Origin of the sequence: Clostridium sp. AWRP, from assembly GCF_004006395.2 — a bacterium.
In the GTDB taxonomy this organism is placed as follows: domain Bacteria; phylum Bacillota; class Clostridia; order Clostridiales; family Clostridiaceae; genus Clostridium_B.
Genome location: NZ_CP029758.2, coordinates 3,587,717 through 3,609,546 on the forward strand (window position 1 = coordinate 3,587,717; position 21,830 = coordinate 3,609,546).

At 31.8% G+C, this 21,830-nt stretch carries 20 protein-coding genes; 3 read left to right on the forward strand and 17 right to left on the reverse strand.

The window, feature by feature from the left end; translation table 11 throughout:
• Positions 1 to 347: 347 nt before the first annotated feature.
• Positions 348 to 2,504: a YhgE/Pip domain-containing protein gene (locus tag DMR38_RS16650; RefSeq protein ID WP_127722381.1), complete on the forward strand. Its 2,157-nt coding sequence runs from the start codon at positions 348 to 350 to the stop codon at positions 2,502 to 2,504.
• An 88-nt stretch (positions 2,505 to 2,592) separates the two neighbouring features.
• Here the strand turns inward: DMR38_RS16650 and DMR38_RS16655 are convergent, their stop codons facing one another.
• The 3 genes from DMR38_RS16655 to DMR38_RS16665 form a co-directional block, all read right to left on the reverse strand.
• Entirely contained in the window at positions 2,593 to 3,393 is an 801-nt protein-coding gene (locus DMR38_RS16655; RefSeq protein WP_127722382.1) for a Cof-type HAD-IIB family hydrolase, read from the reverse strand.
• Positions 3,394 to 3,476: 83 nt separating this feature from the next.
• Positions 3,477 to 3,839: a spore germination protein GerW family protein gene (locus tag DMR38_RS16660; protein ID WP_127722383.1), complete on the reverse strand. Its 363-nt coding sequence runs from the start codon at positions 3,837 to 3,839 to the stop codon at positions 3,477 to 3,479.
• A gap of 16 nt (positions 3,840 to 3,855) precedes the next feature.
• Complete coding sequence (locus DMR38_RS16665; RefSeq protein ID WP_175413045.1) at positions 3,856 to 4,398, reverse strand: DUF2953 domain-containing protein; 543 nt, start codon at positions 4,396 to 4,398, stop codon at positions 3,856 to 3,858.
• 400 nt (positions 4,399 to 4,798) lie between these two features.
• Between DMR38_RS16665 and DMR38_RS16670 the strand changes: the two genes are divergently transcribed.
• Positions 4,799 to 5,611, forward strand: coding sequence for a lecithin retinol acyltransferase family protein (locus tag DMR38_RS16670; RefSeq protein WP_127722385.1), 813 nt, complete (start codon positions 4,799 to 4,801; stop codon positions 5,609 to 5,611).
• Here DMR38_RS16670 and moaA read toward each other — a convergent pair whose 3' ends face one another.
• The 6 genes from moaA to DMR38_RS16700 form a co-directional block, all read right to left on the reverse strand.
• Complete coding sequence (gene moaA / locus DMR38_RS16675) at positions 5,612 to 6,580, reverse strand: GTP 3',8-cyclase MoaA (RefSeq protein ID WP_127722386.1); 969 nt, start codon at positions 6,578 to 6,580, stop codon at positions 5,612 to 5,614.
• Positions 6,581 to 6,815: 235 nt separating this feature from the next.
• Positions 6,816 to 7,292 (reverse strand): spore coat protein, encoded by a 477-nt coding sequence (locus DMR38_RS16680; protein ID WP_127722387.1) that lies wholly within the window; start codon positions 7,290 to 7,292, stop codon positions 6,816 to 6,818.
• Positions 7,293 to 7,664: 372 nt separating this feature from the next.
• Positions 7,665 to 8,639, reverse strand: a complete 975-nt coding sequence (locus DMR38_RS16685; RefSeq protein ID WP_127722388.1) for a D-2-hydroxyacid dehydrogenase — start codon at positions 8,637 to 8,639, stop codon at positions 7,665 to 7,667.
• 139 nt (positions 8,640 to 8,778) lie between these two features.
• On the reverse strand, positions 8,779 to 9,231 hold the full coding sequence (locus tag DMR38_RS16690) for a hypothetical protein (protein ID WP_013239973.1): 453 nt from the start codon (positions 9,229 to 9,231) through the stop codon (positions 8,779 to 8,781).
• A 1-nt stretch (position 9,232) separates the two neighbouring features.
• On the reverse strand, positions 9,233 to 10,036 hold the full coding sequence (locus DMR38_RS16695) for a DUF3100 domain-containing protein (RefSeq protein WP_127722389.1): 804 nt from the start codon (positions 10,034 to 10,036) through the stop codon (positions 9,233 to 9,235).
• Positions 10,037 to 10,077: 41 nt separating this feature from the next.
• Positions 10,078 to 11,394, reverse strand: coding sequence for a M20/M25/M40 family metallo-hydrolase (locus DMR38_RS16700; RefSeq protein ID WP_127722390.1), 1,317 nt, complete (start codon positions 11,392 to 11,394; stop codon positions 10,078 to 10,080).
• Positions 11,395 to 11,747: 353 nt separating this feature from the next.
• On the opposite strand from DMR38_RS16700, the gene DMR38_RS16705 reads away from it, so the two are divergent.
• Positions 11,748 to 13,751 (forward strand): FAD-dependent oxidoreductase, encoded by a 2,004-nt coding sequence (locus DMR38_RS16705; protein WP_127722391.1) that lies wholly within the window; start codon positions 11,748 to 11,750, stop codon positions 13,749 to 13,751.
• A gap of 120 nt (positions 13,752 to 13,871) precedes the next feature.
• Here DMR38_RS16705 and DMR38_RS16710 read toward each other — a convergent pair whose 3' ends face one another.
• The 8 genes from DMR38_RS16710 to DMR38_RS16735 all read right to left on the reverse strand — a co-directional run bounded on the left by DMR38_RS16710 (position 13,872) and on the right by DMR38_RS16735 (position 21,135).
• Positions 13,872 to 14,201 carry a hypothetical protein gene (locus tag DMR38_RS16710; protein WP_127722392.1) on the reverse strand — a complete coding sequence of 110 codons (330 nt, stop codon included), beginning with the start codon at positions 14,199 to 14,201 and terminating at the stop codon, positions 13,872 to 13,874.
• Between the two features lie 164 nt (positions 14,202 to 14,365).
• Positions 14,366 to 14,761 carry an MFS transporter gene (locus DMR38_RS22390; RefSeq protein ID WP_243124332.1) on the reverse strand — a complete coding sequence of 132 codons (396 nt, stop codon included), beginning with the start codon at positions 14,759 to 14,761 and terminating at the stop codon, positions 14,366 to 14,368.
• Positions 14,762 to 14,770: 9 nt separating this feature from the next.
• Positions 14,771 to 15,667, reverse strand: a complete 897-nt coding sequence (locus DMR38_RS16715) for an MFS transporter (RefSeq protein ID WP_243124333.1) — start codon at positions 15,665 to 15,667, stop codon at positions 14,771 to 14,773.
• A 148-nt stretch (positions 15,668 to 15,815) separates the two neighbouring features.
• Positions 15,816 to 16,760 carry an oxalate oxidoreductase subunit beta gene (locus DMR38_RS16720; protein ID WP_127721321.1) on the reverse strand — a complete coding sequence of 315 codons (945 nt, stop codon included), beginning with the start codon at positions 16,758 to 16,760 and terminating at the stop codon, positions 15,816 to 15,818.
• A gap of 19 nt (positions 16,761 to 16,779) precedes the next feature.
• Positions 16,780 to 17,970, reverse strand: coding sequence for an oxalate oxidoreductase subunit alpha (locus tag DMR38_RS16725; RefSeq protein WP_127721322.1), 1,191 nt, complete (start codon positions 17,968 to 17,970; stop codon positions 16,780 to 16,782).
• 31 nt (positions 17,971 to 18,001) lie between these two features.
• Complete coding sequence (locus tag DMR38_RS22150; RefSeq protein WP_207670756.1) at positions 18,002 to 18,295, reverse strand: 4Fe-4S binding protein; 294 nt, start codon at positions 18,293 to 18,295, stop codon at positions 18,002 to 18,004.
• A gap of 30 nt (positions 18,296 to 18,325) precedes the next feature.
• Complete coding sequence (locus tag DMR38_RS16730) at positions 18,326 to 18,964, reverse strand: oxalate oxidoreductase subunit delta (RefSeq protein WP_207670757.1); 639 nt, start codon at positions 18,962 to 18,964, stop codon at positions 18,326 to 18,328.
• A 59-nt stretch (positions 18,965 to 19,023) separates the two neighbouring features.
• Positions 19,024 to 21,135 (reverse strand): AAA family ATPase, encoded by a 2,112-nt coding sequence (locus DMR38_RS16735; RefSeq protein ID WP_127722393.1) that lies wholly within the window; start codon positions 21,133 to 21,135, stop codon positions 19,024 to 19,026.
• Positions 21,136 to 21,830 lie beyond the last annotated feature (695 nt).

The following is a 21,830-nucleotide window of genomic DNA, read 5'->3' on the forward strand; positions in this document are numbered from 1 at the left end:
AACAGAATTGAAATTACATTTAAAAACTTTTATAAATAAGTCTTAGCTTGGTATTTTAGAAAACCTTAGGTACCTAGATGTGTTTGAGGTACAAGTTTATCTAAGTACCTTTAGATTTTCAAAATAGCAAGCTTTAGACTTATTAAAAGTTTTTAGTGTAATGAAATTTGTTATTTTATGGCTGATACAAGTTAACTTTCTACTTAGAAACTCTATATAAATAAAAAGCTTACAATGCAGTAAAATATACACTATATATTATTTTTCATATCAGGACATACTAATCTTAGTTGAACTTACCATCGCTATTAATACTATAGATGGAATTTAAACTAGGAGATAAACTTATGAAAAATATAATAAACATATATGTAACAGATATAATAAATATATTTACAAATTGGGTAGCTTTAATAGTAGTAATAGCACTTATGATACTTCCTGCACTTTACGCTTGGTTTAATATAAAATCATTATGGAATCCTTATGAGAACACCAGTGGAATATCTGTAGCATTAGTAAATAAGGACAAAGGCGTAAAATTTAATGGCAGTAATATAAATATAGGTAATAGCTTAGTAAAAAATTTAAAGAAAAATGAAAGCATGGGATGGAAATTCATAAATGAAAATGATGCAGCTAATGGAGTAAAATATGGCAACTACTACGCTAGTATTACAATACCTGAAGATTTTTCTCTTAAAATAAGTTCTCTTTTAAAATCAAATCCACAAAAAGCAGATTTGATTTATTCAGTTAATGAAAAATTAAACGCAGTAGCTCCAAAAATAACTGAAGCAGGAGTTACAAAAATACAGCAGCAGATAACTACAACCTTTGTACAAACCGTAGATGAATCAATATTTAGCGTATTTAATAGGCTAGGAATAGATCTTACAAACAGTAAACCTATACTACAAGAATTTATAAGTATAATATTTGACATTGATAGTAAAATACCTGAAATAAATCAAAATGTAGAAAATGTTTATAACCAGGCTTCTAATTTAAATGATTTTATCAGTAAAATTCAAAATGAACTTCCCCTAATTGAAAATACTATAAATACAGCTTTAAATGTGGCATCAAGTGGAGAAGTTTTTCTTACAAAAGCAAGAGATTCAATGACTAATCTATCTCCTTTTATTAAATCTGAACTTACATCTATACGGAATCTTAACAAAATTCTAGAAGGGCTTATTGATGAGTCCATAACCCTCATAAATACAGATTCCAAATCAGCTAAAACAATACTAGCAACTGTACGAGATCATTATACATCAAGTATTTCAAGAATTAATAATATAATAGACATTTTAAATTCTTTAAATAAACAAAATAATGCGGTATTATCAAATTTTATATCAACACTAAACAATATAAAAAATATGATGCAAAATCGTATTGAAAACATAAATTCACTAATAACTGCTATAGACAATGGAGAAAAAATTTCACTAGATGCCCTCGGCAATTTAAAACAAGGTGCTGCTTCCATCACAGTTTTTTTAGATAACATTATAAATGACTATGATACATCTTTAGCTCCTACCATAGACAACATAATGAAATCTTCTATCCAGGTAGCAAATAATACTTTGAAAATACTAAAAGATGCTAAAGGTGACCTTCCAAAAGCACAAAACATATTGAAAAATGCATTTAGTGATACAAAAATAGCATTAAAAGATATAGATAATATTAAAAAAGTACTCCCTGGAGTGGAAAACACAATTCATAACATTGCTTTAAAACTGAAAAATCTAGATGAGGATGCCAAATTGAACGAACTCATAAAAATACTTGGTCTAAACGCAAAAAAAGAAGGAGATTTCATAGCAAATCCTGTTAATATAAAAATGAATAAAATTTTTTCTATACCAAACTACGGTTCAGCTATGTCACCTTTTTTCACAACGCTGTCTCTGTGGGTAGGAGACCTTATTCTTGTTTCAATGCTTTCTACGGAAGTTAAAAACACAAAAATTAAAAATATAAAACTCAACCAAATCTTTCTTGGAAGATATCTTACTTTTGCAACTATATCAATTTTTCAAGCTTTAATAGTGACTTTAGGAGATTTATTTATATTGAAAACCTACGTAGCAAACAAATATATGTTTGTACTTTTTGCAATATTTATAAGTATTATATTTACCATGATAATCTATACTCTTGTATCTGTACTTGGAAATGTAGGAAAAGCTCTTGTAATGATACTTCTGGTACTGCAAATTTCAGCATCTGGTGGTACTTTTCCAATACAGGTGACTCCCAAATTTTTTCAAATAATAAATCCTCTTCTACCCTTTACCCATGCTGTAGCAGGCATGAGAGAAACTGTAGGCGGTATTATTTCTAGCTTATTACTAAAAGACGCTTTAATACTCCTTGTATATTTCTTTATATTTTTAATTACAGGACTTATATGGAAAAAAGTATTTAAAAATATGGTAGGGAAATTTTTTAAGAAGTTTAATAAAAGTGGTCTTTCAAATGAATAAATAAAGAAATGTAGATAAAAACTTGATACTTATCTACATTTCTCTATTTTATCTAATGACTAATTACTTTTATACTATCACACTCTATTTAAGCATTTAATATAAATTTTTCTAGAGCATGGGCTACCCCGTCTTCCACATTACTTTTAGTTATATAATCTGCTGCTTCTTTTGTAGCTTTAGATCCATTATCCATAGCTATACCAAGTCCTGCATATTTCAGCATAGGTATGTCATTATCCCAGTCTCCAATAGCTATTATTTCTTCTCTTTTTATATTACAATACTCTGCAACCTTTTGTAACATCTTTCCCTTATTAACTTTACTACTAAATATTTCAAGATATTGTGGTAATGAAAAATAAGCATTTATATTATACTTAAATTTATTTCGAACTTCATTTTCCACTTTTACAAGTTTTTCATGTTCCCCAAAAACCGTTATTTTATAAATTTTATTGTGTCTACAAAATTTAGTCAATTCTCCTACAGCCTTTGCTTCTCCTATATAGGGTTCAATAGATGAATAATTTTCAATTATTTTGTCTACATAAACTTTTTCATCATCCCCAAATAATATAGGATATACATCTTTTCCTTCTCCTTCAGAAATGTGCAGGACATCACAGATCATGTCATCCTCCATATACTCTCCAGAAATTAATTTCCTATCTTTATATAAATTTACTCCATTTAAGCATATGGCAAAGTCACGTATATTCAATTCATTTTCAAAGTATTTTAATTTATTGAATCCTCTACCAGAAACCAAAACTAACTTTACCCCTAATTTTTTTATTTTCTGTATAGTATCTATAGTTTTCTTGTTTAAAACATGTTTTTCATTTAACAGAGTTCCATCCATATCTGCTGCAACTAACTTGTACATAATTATCTCCTCTTAGGCATTTCCAAAGAAATAACCAGTCAATATGCCAGCCTGCTTTCTTTCAAATGCCTTATGAATTTTTTCTATATGTTTTCCTTTTTTTCATTTTTCTTTTTCAACTTGCTAACTATGTTAGGTACCAATTCCATAAGTTTACTAAGGTTATTTTTATCACCTATAGGCAGCATTTGAATTGTATCTCCTTTTATTACAAGTACTGCATTTGGAGTTATTTTAGCTCCTGCACCAATACCTGAACCTCCACCTTCCTGATTACTTTTTGGGTCTGTTCCCTCTCCACCACCGGTTCCACATCCAAAGGTAACTGTTATAAACGGTACAAGAGTTATATCTCCTACCTGTATTGGTTTACCTACAACAGTTTCTGTTTTAAAAAAGTTTTCCAATTTTGAAAATAAAACTTCTGTATTTTCTTTAATATCCATATAAATACCTCCATTTTTAATAGCTTATTTCTTTTTTAATACATGATATGTGAAATGCTTTAAATAGTGTAATTGCAAGCAATACTATTCTACATTTTCCACTAACTTCTAAATGCAAATTAAAAACTTCATTAAAAAAATCCGGGCTTACTCTTATAGAATTTTTGGGGAAAAACGAATAAATTACATTAAAAACCCCACACAACATACCCGTCATACAAGGATCATCAAATCCATAATTACCTTCTATCTTAACATACTTAGGCTTTGTTATAGAAATAATCTTTATTATAGAATTCTTACACTCATAAAGCTTTTTAATACCCTGTATGATATGAGAGAATTTATAAGTTGATTCATCCTGTATCTTGTCTTTTTTAGAATTTGTATTTAACTTTTTAGTAAAAAACAATATTCTTGCAGATAAATGGCTATCACTATTACTCCCTTTTAATATTATAGAAATAATATTAAAAAATAAACAAATTTCAAAATTATATATTATATTATTTTCTTCAAAAGTAGACTTTCCCCTATATGTTACATTACTTATCAACAAAAAGATTAAAAGAATTATAAGGATTAAAATTATACATCCCATTACTTTCAAAATAATCAAAATAAAGATTCCCCCCGGATTAAATTTAAAGTATCCATTATTATCTACTATACATCTATAATACTTAAAAGTTTAACAAATTTATATATATTTTTATCATTTTTTTTGCTAAAATCTATATGTGACTTGCGTTAGGAAAAATTAATTATGCTTTTCTTCTTATAATAAAAATCAGTATATAAAAGAAGTAACCGATAAAGGTGTTAAATCATATATTGTAAATGTGGGATAATTATCTAATATATACAATATAATGAAGGGAAACTTATATCTAATAAAATAAAACTATTTGTACCTCACAAATAGAAATAATTTAGAAACAGTATAAGGGATGTTTTAAATGAAAAATCATTTTTTTATAAAATTAGTATCTATATTTATAATAATTGCAATTAGTTTTTTAGGATATAAAATTTATACTTTAAATAATAAAACTGCAACTATTTATAAATACAGTGAAATTCAAATACCTTTAAAAAATAGAATTATATGGGATGATACTTCTATAAAAAGTATCTCTGTAAAAAGTAAAAACAATGAAACTATGGATACCTATATTTTTCCGTCTGTGGATGGTAAAACTCTTTTTATAAATCCACCTATAGATGGTTTTTACGAGGATGATAAAATTTGTGTTACCCTATCTCCTAACTTACATTTTAAAAATTATAAAATGACGGAAGAAAAGAAGTTATATTTTCAGGTGAAAAGCGGAAATGATATTACCTTGTCCAAGGTACATAAGGAGCCTCAATATGGAGATATAATAGGCACTGAAGATACCTTTATGGGATATCAATATACACATTATGGAATATATGTAGGTAATAATAAAGTTATTCATTACTGTAGTACTACGGGTAACTCTAAAGATGCCAAGATAAAGGAAACAGACATATCCCCTTATTTTAGAAAAGGACACTACTTTATTTTAAACATAAAAGGTAATTCACTATTTGGTTCAAAAGAAACCATCAAAAGAGCAGAGATGCGAGAGGGTGAAAAAAGTTATAATTTATTACAAAATAACTGTGAACATTTTGTAATTTGGGCTAAAACAGGTTATTCAAGATCCTACCAGATAGACAGCCTGTCCCAAGAAAAATTAGCCCAACTCAAAATATTCACAGCCATGGGTATAAACTTACAGTAATCAACCACCTATTTGATACATCATCTTCTCACTTTCACTTTTATGTTTAGAACTCATATTGTGCTCCTCGGGTTTTCCTAGTATTCCTCGTTTTAATTCTTCCAAAAGGAGTTTTTCGTCATTTAAGCAGTGTTTTAAATTTATAACTTTATCCGAGTGAAGACATGGTTTTAAATCTCCTATAGATGTAAGTCTTAGTCTATTACAGTCTTTACAAAATTTACAGCTCATTGGACTTATAAATCCTATGTTTCCCTTATATCCTCTCACCTTATATAGGGAAACAGTACTACTTTTAGAAGTAGGCTGGGAAATTACATCAAAATTATCTTGAATTTGCTTTAAAACAACTTCTGAAGAAAGATTATCATTCTCGTATAATTTTTTTCCTTCTCCTATAGGCATAAGTTCAATAAACCTAATATCTACTGGTAAATTCTTAGTAAACTCTACAAAATCCATAATTTCAGTATCATTAAACCCCTTTAATAAAACTGTATTTATTTTAACAGGAGTCAATCCTATGCTTAAACATTTGTCAATAGATTTTAATACTGCATCCAAGTCTCCACACCTAGTTATAAATTTATACTTATCTGCTTTTAGGGTATCTAAACTTATGTTTACCCTTTTTAATCCTGCTTCTTTTAACTTATCTGCCATATCAAAGAGCAGTATCCCGTTGGTAGTAATGGCCACATCCGTAATCCCTTTTATATTGGCAGTTTCCCTTATTAAATACTCTATATCCTTCATTATAAGAGGTTCTCCACCAGTATATCTTATTTTATTTATTCCAAGAGTTGCTGCTGCTTTAATAATTTTTAATATATCTTCAAATCTTAATAAATCACTATAAGGTCTTTTTACTATTCCTTCCTTTGGCATACAATAAATACATCTTAAATTACACCTATCTGTCAGTGAAATCCTAAGGTAGTTTATATTTCTTCCATAGCTATCTTTCATACAATCAGTCCCCCTAAGTCACTATAATTAATTTTTATATCTATTACGCTTCACCACATAATTCAATTATACATGAAATTGTTTACAATTGTTAGCTTTATTCTCCAATTTAAAATTTCTATATACTTTCCTTATAAGATTTGCATAGCTGGAATTTAATGAAGATTTAGACTTTAATTAACTTCCAGCTTTATTTGTATATAAATAGAGTTCTTGGAATCAGGTGAACGTACTCTTACTGAACTTTATACATACCCTTGCTTTCCATATATTTATAAATGGATTCCCCATGCTGCTGTTCTTCTTTTTGTATATGGTTTAATACATTTCGAACATTAGTATCTCTAAACTCAAATATAGCTGAATTATAAACTCCCGAAATATATTTTTCTGCTATAAGCATATCCTTACACATGTCCTCATCACGTGCTTCACACATACCTACAGGTGGAATAGACGAGCTAGCTATACCTGCTGTATTCATTTTATTTGTACCTTGATTACTGTTTAAATTAGGCACCTCACCGCCCAAAATACAGTTAATAGAATTTAAATGCTCTTGCTCAATTGATGCATTATTTATGAATAACTGCTTCAACTGTGAATCCTTTGTTTGATTAGCATAGTTTGTATATTTTTGTATACACATGGATTCATGACTTTTTTCATCTTCTAAAAGCATTCTTTCTTTATTACTTAAAGTTATTGCCATAAAAACACCTCCAAAATTATTTTGTATAATCAGAAGTGAATTTATACAAAAATGCTTCAAATAAAAAAATATAATTTCATTTGAAGCAAAAAAAACGTTTTATCCGTCTAAATAAATAGGAAGGTTTATGCAAACTCCTATAAAATACAAAAATATATAATTGGAGGGTACACAAATTATATAGTAAAAATACTACAGAAGTTTACACAAACTTGTTTACCAAATACGTGATTATTCAATTTCAGTCACTATATTTTAATACTATTAACAAGATGATTATACCATTAAACATCAGTATTTAAAACCTTTATTATAAATTTTGCAAAGCAATTTATTTGGTATTGAATATATTATAATTCTCAAAAACATATATTACCTACTTACCACATTTACAGGAGATCCTTCCAAAAATCTTTCTAGATTCTCTGCTGCAATTCCCATAAGTCTCTGTCTTGATTCTCTAGGTGCCCAAGAAATATGTGGTGTAATTATACAATTTTTTGCCTTCAGTAAGGGATTACTTTCCTCTATAGGCTCTGTAGATACTACATCTAAAGCCGCTCCAGAAACTTTTCCAATATTTAATGCCTCTGCTAAATCTTTCTCTACAATTAAAGGTCCTCTAGCATTATTTATTATAATTACTCCATCTTTCATTTTATTTATGGAGTCTTTATTAATGATACCTCTATTACTGTCAAATAGTGGACAGTGTAAGAAAATAACATCTGATTCTTCAAATAATTCATTTAATTTTACATATTTCATACTGTCGTTTTCCAAGTTTTTATTCTCATGTTTATCATAAGCAACTACTTTCATACCAAATGCTTGTAGTATTTTTCCTGTTGATTGTCCAATTCTACCATAACCTATAATTCCTGCAGTTTTATTAGCTAGCTCAACAAGGGGATATTTCCAAAAACACCAATCTCCATTGCTTGCCCATTCTCCATTTTTTACTGCCTCACTATGGGCCCATACATGGTGGCATAATTCAAGAAGCAGTGCTACTGCCATTTGGCTTACAGAACTTGTACCATAAGTCGGAATATTTGTTACAGTAATCCCTAATTTCTTAGCTGCATTTACATCCACCATATTGTACCCTGTAGCCAATATTCCAATGTATTGTAATTTAGGTGATTTTTCCAATACATCTCTAGATAATGTTATATCATTGGTAAAAACAATTTCTACATCTTTTATTCTCTCCAATATTAAATCATTATTACCGTTATCATGGGAAGTACGATCATAAACATTTAAATCTCCAAGCTTTTCAAGTGGTTCCCAGCTTATATCTCCAGGATTTAACGTATATCCATCCAATACAACAATTTTCATGCTAACTCTCCTCATAATTATAAATTTTCTAAGTATAAAATAATTATAAGTATTTTAACCTAAAAAATAAACTTATACACAGAAATATTTTTGCGTATAAGTTTATTTTTCGTTTAGATACTCTATAATTATAAAAAACCTATATTTGGCCTGTAGCTTTTAAAACAATTTGTGCGATCATAGTAGCAAAAACAAAAGTACCTGTGTAAACAGTTAATGCTACAATAATTATCTTCCAACTTAAGGATTTAAAAAGTTTTAAATCCTTGCCTAGTGACAAACCGGCAAAAGCTAAAACTGGAGTAGTAAGAGCAATCATATCTATTTTTTCTAAATACTGTTTGTCCAAAAAAGCACCATAGGGATTAAGAGGGCTTGTGACCAAAACGGCTACTATAGATACCCAGAACACCGTAGGAATATTAGCAGGCACAATTTTTTTAATTATAATACCTAATAAAGTAATAGCTAATAATATAGCCATGCCAATAATTCCTATCTTTAAAGGAACTTTATTTTTTATAGTGTTTCCTACTAAAGCAATTATTCCAACCCAAAATAAAATAAATGCTTCCTGAATAAGTCTTTTCATTCTAGATTTCCCCTCTCTTTTTGCTATTTCTTCCGATTTTAGGTTCTAACCAACCATATAATTTATTGGCAACTGGTAAAGAAACAAATAGCGTAAAATATATTCCCACTATGGTTGTTATTAAATTAGATGCTGCTGCAAAACTAGCTATTTCTTTAGCCTTTGCAGGAAAAACAGCAGTAATAGCTCCTGAAGCTGCAGCCATCATACTTCCAGATCCTACCCCTGATCCCATGGCTAGTGCCAATGGATTAAATATTTTTACTGATCCAATATATCCAGCAAGAAGTCCTATATAAATTGCACCAAATAAAGTTCCACAGATATAAATTCCCATTACTCCACGTCCTTCTGGAGAATCCATACCATACCTTTCTGCAATAATTGCAATATTAGGTTCACGATCAATAGAGAAAGTAGCTCCTACTGCTTCACGTTTAAGTCCAAGTAAAAGGGCAATTGGAAGTCCTAAAATTACTGTGCCTAAAAAGTGACCGAGTTCCTGGAAACAAAGTGCCCATCCTGATTTAACCAGCATAACAATAGAAGGTCCCATTGTAGCACCTATTTTGGCAACAAATAATATTACTACAATTCCCATAATATCATTTGACAGCTTCATTTCATCTTCCGACATAATTTTTAACTTAGGTAAACTTATAATTATTCCAATAACTAATGCATAGAGCATTGGTAGAAACACAAGATATCCTGGTCCTAGTTTTATTTTCTTTTGCCCTATTAGTTCTGTTACTACAACTAATATAAGAGCTAGGATAAAAATTTTAAAATACTTTTTTAACATTATTTTGCCCCCTAATAATTTTTAGCTAAAATGAATTTATGTTAATTATTAAACTCATCCATTATCTTTAGATATTCTTCTTTAGAAAACTTAGGCTTGAAATTCTTTATTATATCTTTTCCTTTTTCTGCACCATTAACTAAAAGATCTATTACTGTCATTGCAAATAGCTTAGCTGGCAGAATACATGCTGCCCTATAATCCTCTACATTAAATTCCTTTGAATGCAAATTTCCACTTACACCGCCCACATAAGGATGTATGCTTGGTATTAACTGAGATACATCTCCCATGTCCGTTGAAGCAAAAAAATGTCCTCCATCTAAAATGCTTTCCTCAGAAAGAAATTCCTTACAATTACCTTTATATATATCATTTAACTTAGCACAACACTCAAGAGGTAGATAACCTGGTATAGTTTTAATAACTGTTTTTGCACCTACTGCATCTCCCCCGGCTTTAAGCGCTCTATCAACCTTTTTGTTGGTTTTTACCATGGCATCTATAGTTCTTGCACGCACATAGCTTTCAATTCTTACATCATCAGGTACACTGTTTACTACGTCTCCTCCTTTTGTAATAATAGGGTGAAATCTTATGTAATCTTCATCTCTAAAAGTTTCCCTAAGAGCATTTACACCCATTAGTCCCAGCATTGCTGCATTTAGCGCATTTACACCTTCATCTGGTGCTTCGGCAGCATGAGCTATTTTCCCTATATATTGTATTGTCTTTGCAACAAATCCATTGCTGGATTTACCTATTGAAACAGTAGGTTTAGGACTATTTTTTAAAGAGTGCATCATCATAGCTATATCTATATCATCAAATTCTCCTTCATATATGAGCTGCTGCTTTCCTCCAAAAAAATGAAGTTTGCCTTGTTTTCGAAGTTTTTCTCTGTAGTCAAATTCAATACATTCCTCTGAAGGTACTGCAAAAAAAGTCACATTTCCATCTAACTTGTCTGAAATCCCAGAAAGTTTTAATCCTACAGCAGCACCAATTAAAGCCCCTAGTTGAAGATGATGGCCACAAGTGTGAGCTGCTCCAGTTTCTGGATTTGAATTTTTATTTCCCCTACATATAACGGCATCTAATTCTCCTAGTACAGCTACATTTACACCTTCACACTGGTCTTTTAATTTCGCCTTTACTCCGGTTAAAGCAAGACCATCTCGATATTTTAAACCTATTTCGCCAAAAATGTCTTTTACCTTCTGCGACGTTTTCTGTTCCTTAAATCCTAATTCTGGCTCCTTTTCTACAGATTTTGAGAAGTTTATTATTTTTTCTGAATTTTTTTCAATTGTACTACATACCAACTCCTTTAATTTTTTAACTTCTTCTTCTTTCATTATGTAATGCCCCCTAAATTTGATTTATAAATACAATTATAGCACATTTTATGATAACTTCATTTTCAACAAAAAACAACATAAAAATTGCTAATTTACTTTCGTTAATACTTTATCAATTGTAAATATAATTTTTGTAGTATTTTTTGGACTTAACTACATAACACATAGAATAACAGAGTAATATCTTAAAATAGCGTTTAATTTATAGTATTATATAAAAAATCTAAATTATTTAACTTTAAATAGGCAAAATCTTCTGAATTTAGTATTGATATTTTATTAACAATATCCTACCTTTAGTAGTATAATCAAGTAAATTAGGGAAAATAAATAAAAGGAGGTAAATTATTATGAAAAATGAATCTTTATTTCAACCTATTAAAATAGGGAAGATGGAAGTAAAAAACAAAATATCAATGGCACCTATGGGAGCTTTTGGACTTGTAGATAATGAAGGTTGCTATAATCAAAGGGCTATTGACTATTATGTAGAAAGAGCCAAAGGCGGTACTGGCCTTATTATAACAAGTATCACTAAAGTTGAAAATGAATTAGATAAGGTTGTACCAGGTATCGTTCCTGTTATTTCAATAAATCCAGGAAGATTTCTAATGACATCCTCAGAGATGACAGAAAGAGTTCATGCTTATGGTGCAAAAATATTTTTGCAACTGACAATGGGCTTTGGAAGAAGTGGAGCTCCAGGAACACTTTTAACATCTCAACCTGTCTCTGCTTCAGATATTCCAAATTATTGGGATCCAACTGTTACCTGCCGAGCACTTACTACCTCAGAAGTAGAATGGATAGTTTCAAAGTTCATTGAAAGTGCCGATATTGCTCAAAAAGCAGGTTTTGATGGTGTTGAAATACATGCTGTACATGAAGGCTACTTACTTGACCAGTTTACACTTTCCATATTCAATAGAAGAACAGACAAATATGGTGGAGACTTAAGAGGAAGACTCCAGCTTCCTATAGAAATAGTTCAGGGCATAAAATCAAAACTAGGAAATGACTTCCCAGTAGGCTTAAGATACAGCGTAAAAAGCTGCATAAAAGACTGGAGGCAAGGAGGCCTCCCAGATGAAGACTACGCTGAAAAAGGTCGTGACTTAAAAGAAGGTCTTAATGCAGCAAGAATACTCGAAGCAGCAGGATATGATGAACTAAATACAGATATAGGAACTTATGATGCATGGTACTGGTCACATCCCCCTATTTACCAAAAGAATGGATTATATCTACCTTATACCAAAGAATTAAAAAAGGTTGTAAACATTCCAGTTATAGTTGCTGGAAAATTAGGTATACCAGAAGATGCAGAAAAAGCTCTTGACAATGAAGAAGCAGATATGATTGGACTTGGAAGGCCACTTCTAGCAGATCCATACTGGCCAAAAAAAGTTCTTTCGAACAATTCTGAAAGAATTCGTCCTTGCATTGGGTGTCATACAGGATGTCTTGGTAGAGGATTTGAAGGAAAGCCCTTGAGTTGCGCAGTAAATCCAGCTGTGGGTAGAGAAAGATATTATGAAATAAAGCCTGTACTAAACCCAAAGAAAGTTATGGTTGTAGGAGGCGGAGTTGCCGGAATGGAAGCAGCTAGAATTGCAAAATTGAGAGGCCATGATGTTACAATTTATGAAGGTACAAATAAACTCGGAGGAGTAATTATTCCAGGTTCCGTACCAGATTTCAAAGTAGATGACAGAAGACTAATTGATTGGTATAAAAATGAAATAAAGGGACTTGAAGTTAAAGTTAATTTCAATACAAAAGTAACAGAAGAACTTGTAGGAAAAGAAAAACCAGATGTAGTTATAATTGCAACTGGTGCAAAAGAAATTAAAATCAATGTTCCTGGTATAGAAAAAGATAAAGTTGTAACAGCTGTGCAACTTTTAAACGGCACTAGAAAAGTTGGCAATAACGTACTTATGGTAGGCGGCGGACTTGTAGGCTGTGAAGCCGCACTTTATCTTGCAAAACAAGGTAAAAATGTTACAATTGTTGAAGCAAAGGATACAATATTAAGTGCAGGGAAACCAATTCCACATATGAACAAAATCATGCTTATAGATCTTTTAAATATGTATAACGTAAAAACCATTACAAGTAATTCACTGTTGGAAGTAACAGATAAAGGTGCAGTACTTATTAATGATAAATTTGAAAAACAAGAAGTATCTGCAGATACCGTCGCAATTTCCGTTGGATTTAAATCAAACAGAGAATTATACAACAAGCTTAATGGAAAGATAGCTGACCTATACTTAATTGGAGATGCATACCAGGCTGCTAATATAATGGATGCAATTTGGAGTGCCAACGAAATTGGACTCAACTGCTAAGATTTAATAAACACTATAAGTAAAAATTTTTAAAAATAAAGTTAATTTTTTTAGGGAATACAAGTATACTTTTTTTAATATTCTTGCATTCCCTGTTTTCATTTAGAATGAATATATCTCTTACTGCAAAGTTATGTTTTTGCCTGGTGGTGTAATTGCATTTGCAATATTTTCAATTGAGATATCTGTTATAGCTTTAAAAGGATTTCCCTGTTTGAACACAACAACTATTGGGATTTCATCTTCACCAATTCCATATTCATCAGGTATATTTTGTCCGGTAATATCCATTATACCACAGCTTACACTACCATGGGTTTTTGAAAACTGCTCTATTACCTCAATCAGCTTATCCTGATTTTCTACAGAAGGAGAATAAAAACCTATTGCAGAATAAAAACTGTCCTTTATGAACCCTTCAAAGTTGGTATCATTTAATTTTGTTGTCATTAACTTTTCCCTCCATTCTAATAAATAATTTAATAGTAAATAGCACTTGGTATACCAAATACCATTGCAATTGCTTAAGTATTATGATATACTACAAGAAACAGAGGAAGTATCCGAAAGGTATATCTCCTATTAAATGAGGCTTAGGAGTAATACACTAAATATTATGAAATGGTAACAGGTTTGTTTTCTTTTGCGGTAGTTTCTTTTCTTTTAGGTTTTGGTATTTTGGGTAAAACCATCGACATTATAGATGCATATAATGAAAGTATAGCAGCAGCTGAAAATACAATATTCCATCCAAAGGAACTTGCAAGAAATACACCTAGGCCGCCACCTAGAAGTGATGCAGTTCCTTTGGCACTATTCAAAATTCCATAATTAGCAGCAGAGTATGTCGTTCCAAACATATCTGCATTTACTGATGGGAACAGTGAAAAAGCTTCACCAAATGTAAACATTACACATGCTAAACATATCACATATAAAATGTTACTTTTACTTCCTAATATCGGTAATAGAAATAAAAATATTGCATTTAATCCAAAACCGATAGCCATAGTTTTGTATCAACCTATTTTATCTGAAATCCATCCCCAAAAAAATCTACTGGTTCCATTAGCAAAAGAATTCATAGTTACAGCCAGTGTTATATATGTAGCAGCAATGCCCATTCTTTTACCAAATGGTGTTGTATTAGCTGTTATTATAAGACCTCCAACATTAATACTAAAAAACATTGACCATGTAAGCCAAAAATGGGGAGTTTTTACCATTTCTGAAGGCTTGAATCCAATTTCTGATTGGTTCAATTTTGCAATTGCTTCTTTTTTCTCTTTTTTAGTAATAACCTTTGAACCAACAGGATAACGTAAAAGTATTGCTGCAATTACAATCACAATACCTTGAAGTATTCCTGTATATATAAATGGTACAGAAACATTTCCTTTTGATAACATACGTGAAATTACTGGAATAAAAGGCATTGAACCCATTCCATATCCTGCTACTATTAGCCCAGAACAAAGGCCACGCCTATCGGGAAACCATCTAACTGCTATACTTACGCTTCCGCCATAAACAATTCCTGCTCCAATTCCAGCTAATGCATAGAAAAAATAAATACCAGTAACTGAATGAGTTTGGCCCATCATACTCCATCCTATACCAACTAATATACCTGCTAAGATAAACATCATGTTTGATCCAACCCTATCAAGTAAATAGCCAGCAACAGGCTGAGAAAAAGTTTGCATAATAATATATATTGTAAAAGCATATTGTATGACTACTAGAGAAGTACCTATATGTTTGGATAATGGAATTGAAAACAGAGTCCAAGAGTATTGAAGATTTGCAATCATTACCATAGATACAAATGCAACAACAAGTTGAATCCAACGGTTGCCAAGAATTGGTCCATATTCATTAATGCTTTTTGTCTTTATTTCATCAATATCAGACATGCATTTCTCCTCCTTTAAACCATATTCAATTTTGCAAATTATTTAATATTAACCCCGGAACAATTTTTTGATCGATCCGAGGTTACATAATATAAATAAGCTTATAATTATATTATTTTAGTAACTTACCCTTTATTTTAAGACTTCTTTATTCTATTGTTTGGGATATAGTATTTTCTACTCCAACTTCTTTCAAACGTTGATTTGCAAATTGTTGAAGCTTTTGGATATGTTCTGGCTGCAGATGACTAAATCTCCCCTGATATTTAATATATTCACTAACTGGTTTGTATTTAGCTGGTTTTATAGTGAGCTTGTATTCGCCGTCAACAAGTTCGTACAGCTGTACCATTCCTGTTTCTACTGCTAACTTGGCAACTTTTACTGTCTTTTCTGCCGGGAAACTCCATCCTTTTGGACATGGGGCATGAATATAAAGGAAAGCAGGTCCTTCTGCATTGCAAGCTTTACGTACTTTATTCATTAAATCAACAGGATATCCTAATGAAGCAGTAGCTAAATATTTTAATTCTGGATGTCCGTGTGCCATAATCTTTGTAATATCTTTAGGCATAAGTTTTTTACCTTCTGGAACTACAGGTCCGGCTGGTGTGAATGTAGTCCATGCACCATATGGTGTAGTTGGTGAAGCTTGTATTCCCGTATTCGCATAGGATTCATTATCGTAGCATATAAACACTATATTATGTCCCCTATAAAAAGCTGCAGACAGGGATTGTATTCCTATATCAGCTGTACCACCGTCACCGGCCATAACAATAATATTTGGATATTCTGCATCTGTTTTATGTTTTCTAATCATTGCCTTATAGGCTGCTGCTATACCGGATGCAACTCCACCGCCACCGGTAATTTGTGCATGTACCCAGGGAACAGCCCAAGGACCACAGCCATAACTTGTATTTGCAACATACATACAACCAGTAGGTCCGATGAAAATTGTATTTTTACCGGCAGCTTTAGCCACTAATCTATACTGCAGAGCAGGGCCGCAGCCTGCACAGGTACGGTGACCTGGAACATAATATTCTTCCACTGGTGCTTGTTTAATAGATTTAATTTGTTCTAACATTTAACTTTCCTCCCCTCATTTATAGTTCAAATGGTGCCCAATAACTTTGTTTTTCAATTTTACCTGTTTTATTTACCTCTTTCAGTATGTTAAACATCTTGTAAAATTCATCATGGGTAATCATTGATCCACCTAAACCTGCAACAAATCCTATTGTATTAACTTTTTCATCATTATTGTATAAAGCAGCCCTGGCTTCAGTAAGTAAAACTCCTGCTCCACATGAAATTCCAAAGTTTACTGAGTTGTCAACTACGCCTACAACTTTAAATCTTTTTAAGCATTCTCTAACTTGTTTAGTCGGGAAAGGACGGAAGGTACGAAGTCTAACTACCCCAACTTTTTCTCCAAGGTTACGCAGGTGCATTGCAACATTTTTTGCTGTTTCAGTATGTCCACCCTGCATGAAAATAACTATCTCGGCATCGTCAGTCATATATTCTTCCAACCATGGATTATATTTACGTCCAAATGTTTTAGCAAATTCATCATGAACTTCTTCAATTACTTTATAAGTACCTTCTACAGCTAAATGACGCTGGTATTGTGTACCAGGACCCATTTCAGGTTCCATCTGTGCACCGATAATTTGAGGATCCCTTGTGTCTAAAACATGGTGGTTCTTATACGGTGGTAAAAATGAATCAACCTGTTCCTGTGACGGTACATCAACTTCACCAAGTATGTGGGATACAAAATATCCATCCTGGCAGGCATATTGAGGTAATAGAACTCTAGGATCTTCACCTATTCGGTAGTACATAAGTGTCATATCCAATGCTTCCTGTGGTGTAGATGCCCATCCTTGAATCCATCCCTGGTCACGACAGCACAGGGCATCTGTCTGTTCAGATCCAAAATCTCCTGGCGGGTCTAATGTACGGTCGGCAATGGCCATTTGAAGGGGCAGCCTTTCACCTGATATTGGAGAATAAACTTCCATTGCATAAGTAACACCTACTCCTGAACTACCTGTAAAAGCACGGGCTCCTGCAGCTGAAGCACCATAGACAATACTTAATTGTCCGTGTTCACCTTCGCCAAGAACAAATTCAGCATCCAGCTCTCCATCTGCTACCATTCGTGCCAGCTCTGACATGATTCCGGTATACGGACGAATTGGATAGGAACATATAACATCTACATTAGCTAACTTAACTGCATTAGCTGTTGCAACACAACCAGACATTCTTTTTATATTAGTTTTCATTATTTCAATTCACCTCCTATGTGATATGAACTTAATCTTCAAAATCCAGTTCAGGAACCAGGCTGATTGCTCCAACAGGACACATCTCGGCACATATTCCACAACCTTTGCAATATTTTAGATTAAAATTAATAGGACTGTCTTTAGTCATAAGATTTACACATGAATCAGGACAGCTAATCCAGCAAATCTGACATTCTGTACACTTCTCAGCATCCAATATTGGTCTCCTTGTACGCCAGTTGCCAGTAATCATTCCTTCATTTTCTTTTTGTGGTGATTTAACAGTTCCTGCAAAAGGAATCTTTTCATATGGTACAGCCATTTTACAGCACCTCCTCAATATTTTAATATTTTATAAAGTATTTGTATCTACAACAACAGCTTGTTCATATGCTTTTTTAGCAGCACTCTTATTTACAACAATTTTTAATAAATCATCCATCTTCACAATTTCGGTACCTTTGACAATAGCAGCAGCTAATGCTGCACCCATACCTTTACCTATACCGGATGCATCTGTTGCACCTTCTGCACCTGAAAGTGTAATAATGGATTTTGACAGCTTATTGGCATCTATTGTTATAATTTTTGAAAGGTTTTCTGTATTTTTTTTGATAAATTTGAACAAGTACTCAGGCGCCCTCTTAGTATTAATTACAAGAACAGCCCCGGGTCTAATTCCAGCTAAAATGTCAATCCCCTTAACAAGAGTTTCTTCTGTAAGTGCAACAATATCTGGAGTTTCATTTTCATAAACATATTTGGATTCGATTGGTTTAGGGCTAATTTTACCATAGGCCCTTACAGGAACATAGATACGGTCGGGAAGGTCAACATAATTTTCCCAGGCTTGAACACATTTACCTTCTAGTGCGGCAGCTTCAGTTAGAGAGACAACTACATCACGAGCTTCTTTGTTTTCATATACTCCTCTTCCCCAAACTGTGATTTGCTTTAAATCTGGTTCAGCAAACAAATTTTTATTTGTCACTATTCTCCACCTTCTTTTTTAATAATTTGAACTTGGTAATGTACACAGCTGTAAAACTGCTATTTGGGGGCAATCACCTCCTCAAATTTCTTTTTATGTTTCACCTCAGTAATGGCTTGATTAAAGATTTTATCATCTATTTTAATCTTTAATCCTGTTTTAAGTGCTTTTCTAAGTGCTATAAATGAAGATTTATGACATAAAGTAGCCAGTTCTGCTCCAGTCATTCCCTTGGTGTTTTCAGCTAATTGCATAAAATCTACACTTTCTGAAATAGGTAAATTTTGAGAATGGATTTTTAAAATAGCCTCCCTCTCATCTACATTTGGCAGCGGAATTTCTAGTATATATTCAAATCGTCCTTCTCGTAGTAAAACTGGATCAATTAGATTTATTCTATTTGTAGCGGCTAATACTATGACTTCATTAGATTTTTCTAGGTTATCAAATTCGAGTATAAGACGACTTATAAGCCTATCTGATAAATTATTTGCTGAATTAGATCTATAGCTGCATATAGCATCGATTTCATCGAAAAACAAAATACAAGGAGAACTTTGTTTTGCTTTAATAAATATATCATGTAAAACCTTTTCAGCTTCCCCCATCCCATGAGATGCTAGAGTAAGTCCACTTATAGTAATAAAGTTTGCCTTTGTAGAATTACCAGCAGCTTTTGCAAGTAAAGTTTTTCCACTACCTGAGGAACCTGTCAATAAAATACCTTTTGGGAGGGTAAAATTATATTCTTTACATAAATTGAGATCATGTAGTGGAAGCTCTATTAAAGTTTTTAAAGTGTCTTTAATTTCTTCTAATCCCCCAATATCTTCCCAATTTATATCAGGAACTTCTGTACAATATTCACGGGTAGAAGAAGGTTGAATTTCTCGCAGTGCTTCAATAAAATTATTCATAGAAACTTTAAATGGGGGAAGTCTTTCATCTAATCCAATTTTTGATAAAATATTACGTAAAGCTATCATACCAGCTTCTTTACATAAGGCTGAAAGATCTGATCCAACAAATCCATAGGTAACATCAGCTAACTCCTCCAATTCTACATCTTCATCAAGAGGCATACCTTTTGTATGAATTTGTAGTATTTTAAATCTTCCTTTTTTATCTGGAGGCATTATTGCAATTTCTTTATCGAATCTTCCTGCTCGTCTTAACGCAGGATCTAGTGAATCAGGTATATTTGTGGCACCAATTACAACAACTTGTCCTCGACTCTCTAAGCCATCCATAAGTGCCAGAAGTTGTGCTACGACTCTCTTTTCAACTTCACCATGTACATATTCTCTTCTTGGTGCAATTGAATCAAGTTCATCAAGGAAAATTATACTTGGTGCTCTACTTTTAGCTTCCTTAAATATTTCTCTAATTTTTGCTTCACTTTCACCATAAAACTTATTTATTATTTCAGGACCATTTACATGAATAAAATGAGCTTTTGTTTCTGATGCTATAGCTTTAGCTATTAAAGTTTTTCCTGTACCTGGAGGTCCGTAAAGCAAAATGCCTTTTGGCGCTTCAAATCCCAATTTTTTAAATACACCTGGATATTTAAAAGGAAGTTCTACAATTTCTCTTATTTTTTTAACTTCTTTGTTTAAACCTCCTATATCCTCATATGTAACTCTTGCTCTTACATCTCCGAGCTCCCCTTCTATAAAAATAAGATCAGTTTCTTCATCTATTTTTACTGGACCAGATGGTGCTGTCCCACTTACGTAAAACCCAACCTCATTGTTTCCAAAGATCATTAAAGACAATTCATCATCACTAAGCATTGGAATTCCTTTAAGCATATTTTTAATTTCTTTTTTATCATCTTCTTTTGGCTTAAAAAATGTGTCTATGGGAGAAAGCATTATTTTACGTGCTGTTTTCACTTTAGTTTCACTAATAGTTACAATATCATCAATGCCTGTACCAGCATTTCTCCTAATAATTCCATCCATTTGAATAAGAGGCATTCCATAAATGGCATTAAATGATGGATAAACTTTTGCTACAGTATTTCTTTTTCCTTTGATATTTACAAATTGTCCCGTATCCAATCCTAATACTTCCATATCTTCTCTATTCATACGAATGATGCCTTTTCGAGAATCTTCAACTAAGCCTTCTCTAACTTTTAGCTTAATACTATTAAGTTGTACCATTTTGACATACACCTCTTTTTTTACTTTTAATAAACAGAGTTCTTGGAATCAGTTAGAGTTTTAACTCTCCCTAATGCTTATTAACAGGATTCTTTAGCACTTAGAAGACGTTATCATTTAGCTAAAATACGCTATCTAGGAATGTAGTTGATCACAACATACACTTGAGAAAATTCAATTAAATAAAATTGGACTTTAGCATTTTTATATTTTAAAATTTGGTATACGGTATACCAAATTTGGATAAAAACATTTTAATGATATATTCTATATATGTCGTTCAAAATTTGATTCATTATGAGTTTACAATATGAGATAAAAATATTAGAACAGATAATTATTAGATAAATACTTCTTAATTAGGAAAAATTCTTGTATTATTGAAAAATTCAAATAATTGTGAAATGTTTTGAATGTTGAGACTTAATTGTTATATTTGTAATAATATATAGGTAATTGCTCTATATGAACTTAATTACATATTCTACTAAACCTTCTGTAACTTTCAATCTAATACTATTGGGTTGTACTATTTACACATACCACTCTTTTTACTTTTAATAAAAAAATTAAAGTAGCTATAGTTTATTAATAAAGTTAAATTTTAGTATTTTTATTTTTTTAGAATTGGTATACGGTATACCAATTTTGATTGAAAACATCTTCATTCCATCCCCATATTCATAGTATCACAA

Excerpts from the sequence above, each read along its gene's own strand:
- DMR38_RS16670 (WP_127722385.1), top strand. The coding sequence starts at position 4,799 with ATGAAAAATCATTTTTTTATAAAATTAGTATCTATATTTATAATAATT.
- DMR38_RS16725 (WP_127721322.1), bottom strand. The coding sequence starts at position 17,970 with ATGAAAACTAATATAAAAAGAATGTCTGGTTGTGTTGCAACAGCTAAT.
- DMR38_RS16685 (WP_127722388.1), bottom strand. The coding sequence starts at position 8,639 with ATGAAAATTGTTGTATTGGATGGATATACGTTAAATCCTGGAGATATA.
- DMR38_RS16655 (WP_127722382.1), bottom strand. The coding sequence starts at position 3,393 with ATGTACAAGTTAGTTGCAGCAGATATGGATGGAACTCTGTTAAATGAA.
- moaA (WP_127722386.1), bottom strand. The coding sequence starts at position 6,580 with ATGAAAGATAGCTATGGAAGAAATATAAACTACCTTAGGATTTCACTG.
- DMR38_RS16700 (WP_127722390.1), bottom strand. The coding sequence starts at position 11,394 with ATGAAAGAAGAAGAAGTTAAAAAATTAAAGGAGTTGGTATGTAGTACA.
- DMR38_RS16720 (WP_127721321.1), bottom strand. The coding sequence starts at position 16,760 with ATGTTAGAACAAATTAAATCTATTAAACAAGCACCAGTGGAAGAATAT.
- DMR38_RS16695 (WP_127722389.1), bottom strand. The coding sequence starts at position 10,036 with ATGTTAAAAAAGTATTTTAAAATTTTTATCCTAGCTCTTATATTAGTT.
- DMR38_RS16650 (WP_127722381.1), top strand. The coding sequence starts at position 348 with ATGAAAAATATAATAAACATATATGTAACAGATATAATAAATATATTT.
- DMR38_RS16735 (WP_127722393.1), bottom strand. The coding sequence starts at position 21,135 with ATGGTACAACTTAATAGTATTAAGCTAAAAGTTAGAGAAGGCTTAGTT.
- DMR38_RS16690 (WP_013239973.1), bottom strand. The coding sequence starts at position 9,231 with ATGAAAAGACTTATTCAGGAAGCATTTATTTTATTTTGGGTTGGAATA.
- DMR38_RS16710 (WP_127722392.1), bottom strand. The coding sequence starts at position 14,201 with ATGACAACAAAATTAAATGATACCAACTTTGAAGGGTTCATAAAGGAC.
- DMR38_RS16715 (WP_243124333.1), bottom strand. The coding sequence starts at position 15,667 with ATGTCTGATATTGATGAAATAAAGACAAAAAGCATTAATGAATATGGA.
- DMR38_RS16660 (WP_127722383.1), bottom strand. The coding sequence starts at position 3,839 with ATGGATATTAAAGAAAATACAGAAGTTTTATTTTCAAAATTGGAAAAC.
- DMR38_RS16680 (WP_127722387.1), bottom strand. The coding sequence starts at position 7,292 with ATGGCAATAACTTTAAGTAATAAAGAAAGAATGCTTTTAGAAGATGAA.
- DMR38_RS22390 (WP_243124332.1), bottom strand. The coding sequence starts at position 14,761 with ATGGCTATCGGTTTTGGATTAAATGCAATATTTTTATTTCTATTACCG.
- DMR38_RS22150 (WP_207670756.1), bottom strand. The coding sequence starts at position 18,295 with ATGGCTGTACCATATGAAAAGATTCCTTTTGCAGGAACTGTTAAATCA.
- DMR38_RS16705 (WP_127722391.1), top strand. The coding sequence starts at position 11,748 with ATGAAAAATGAATCTTTATTTCAACCTATTAAAATAGGGAAGATGGAA.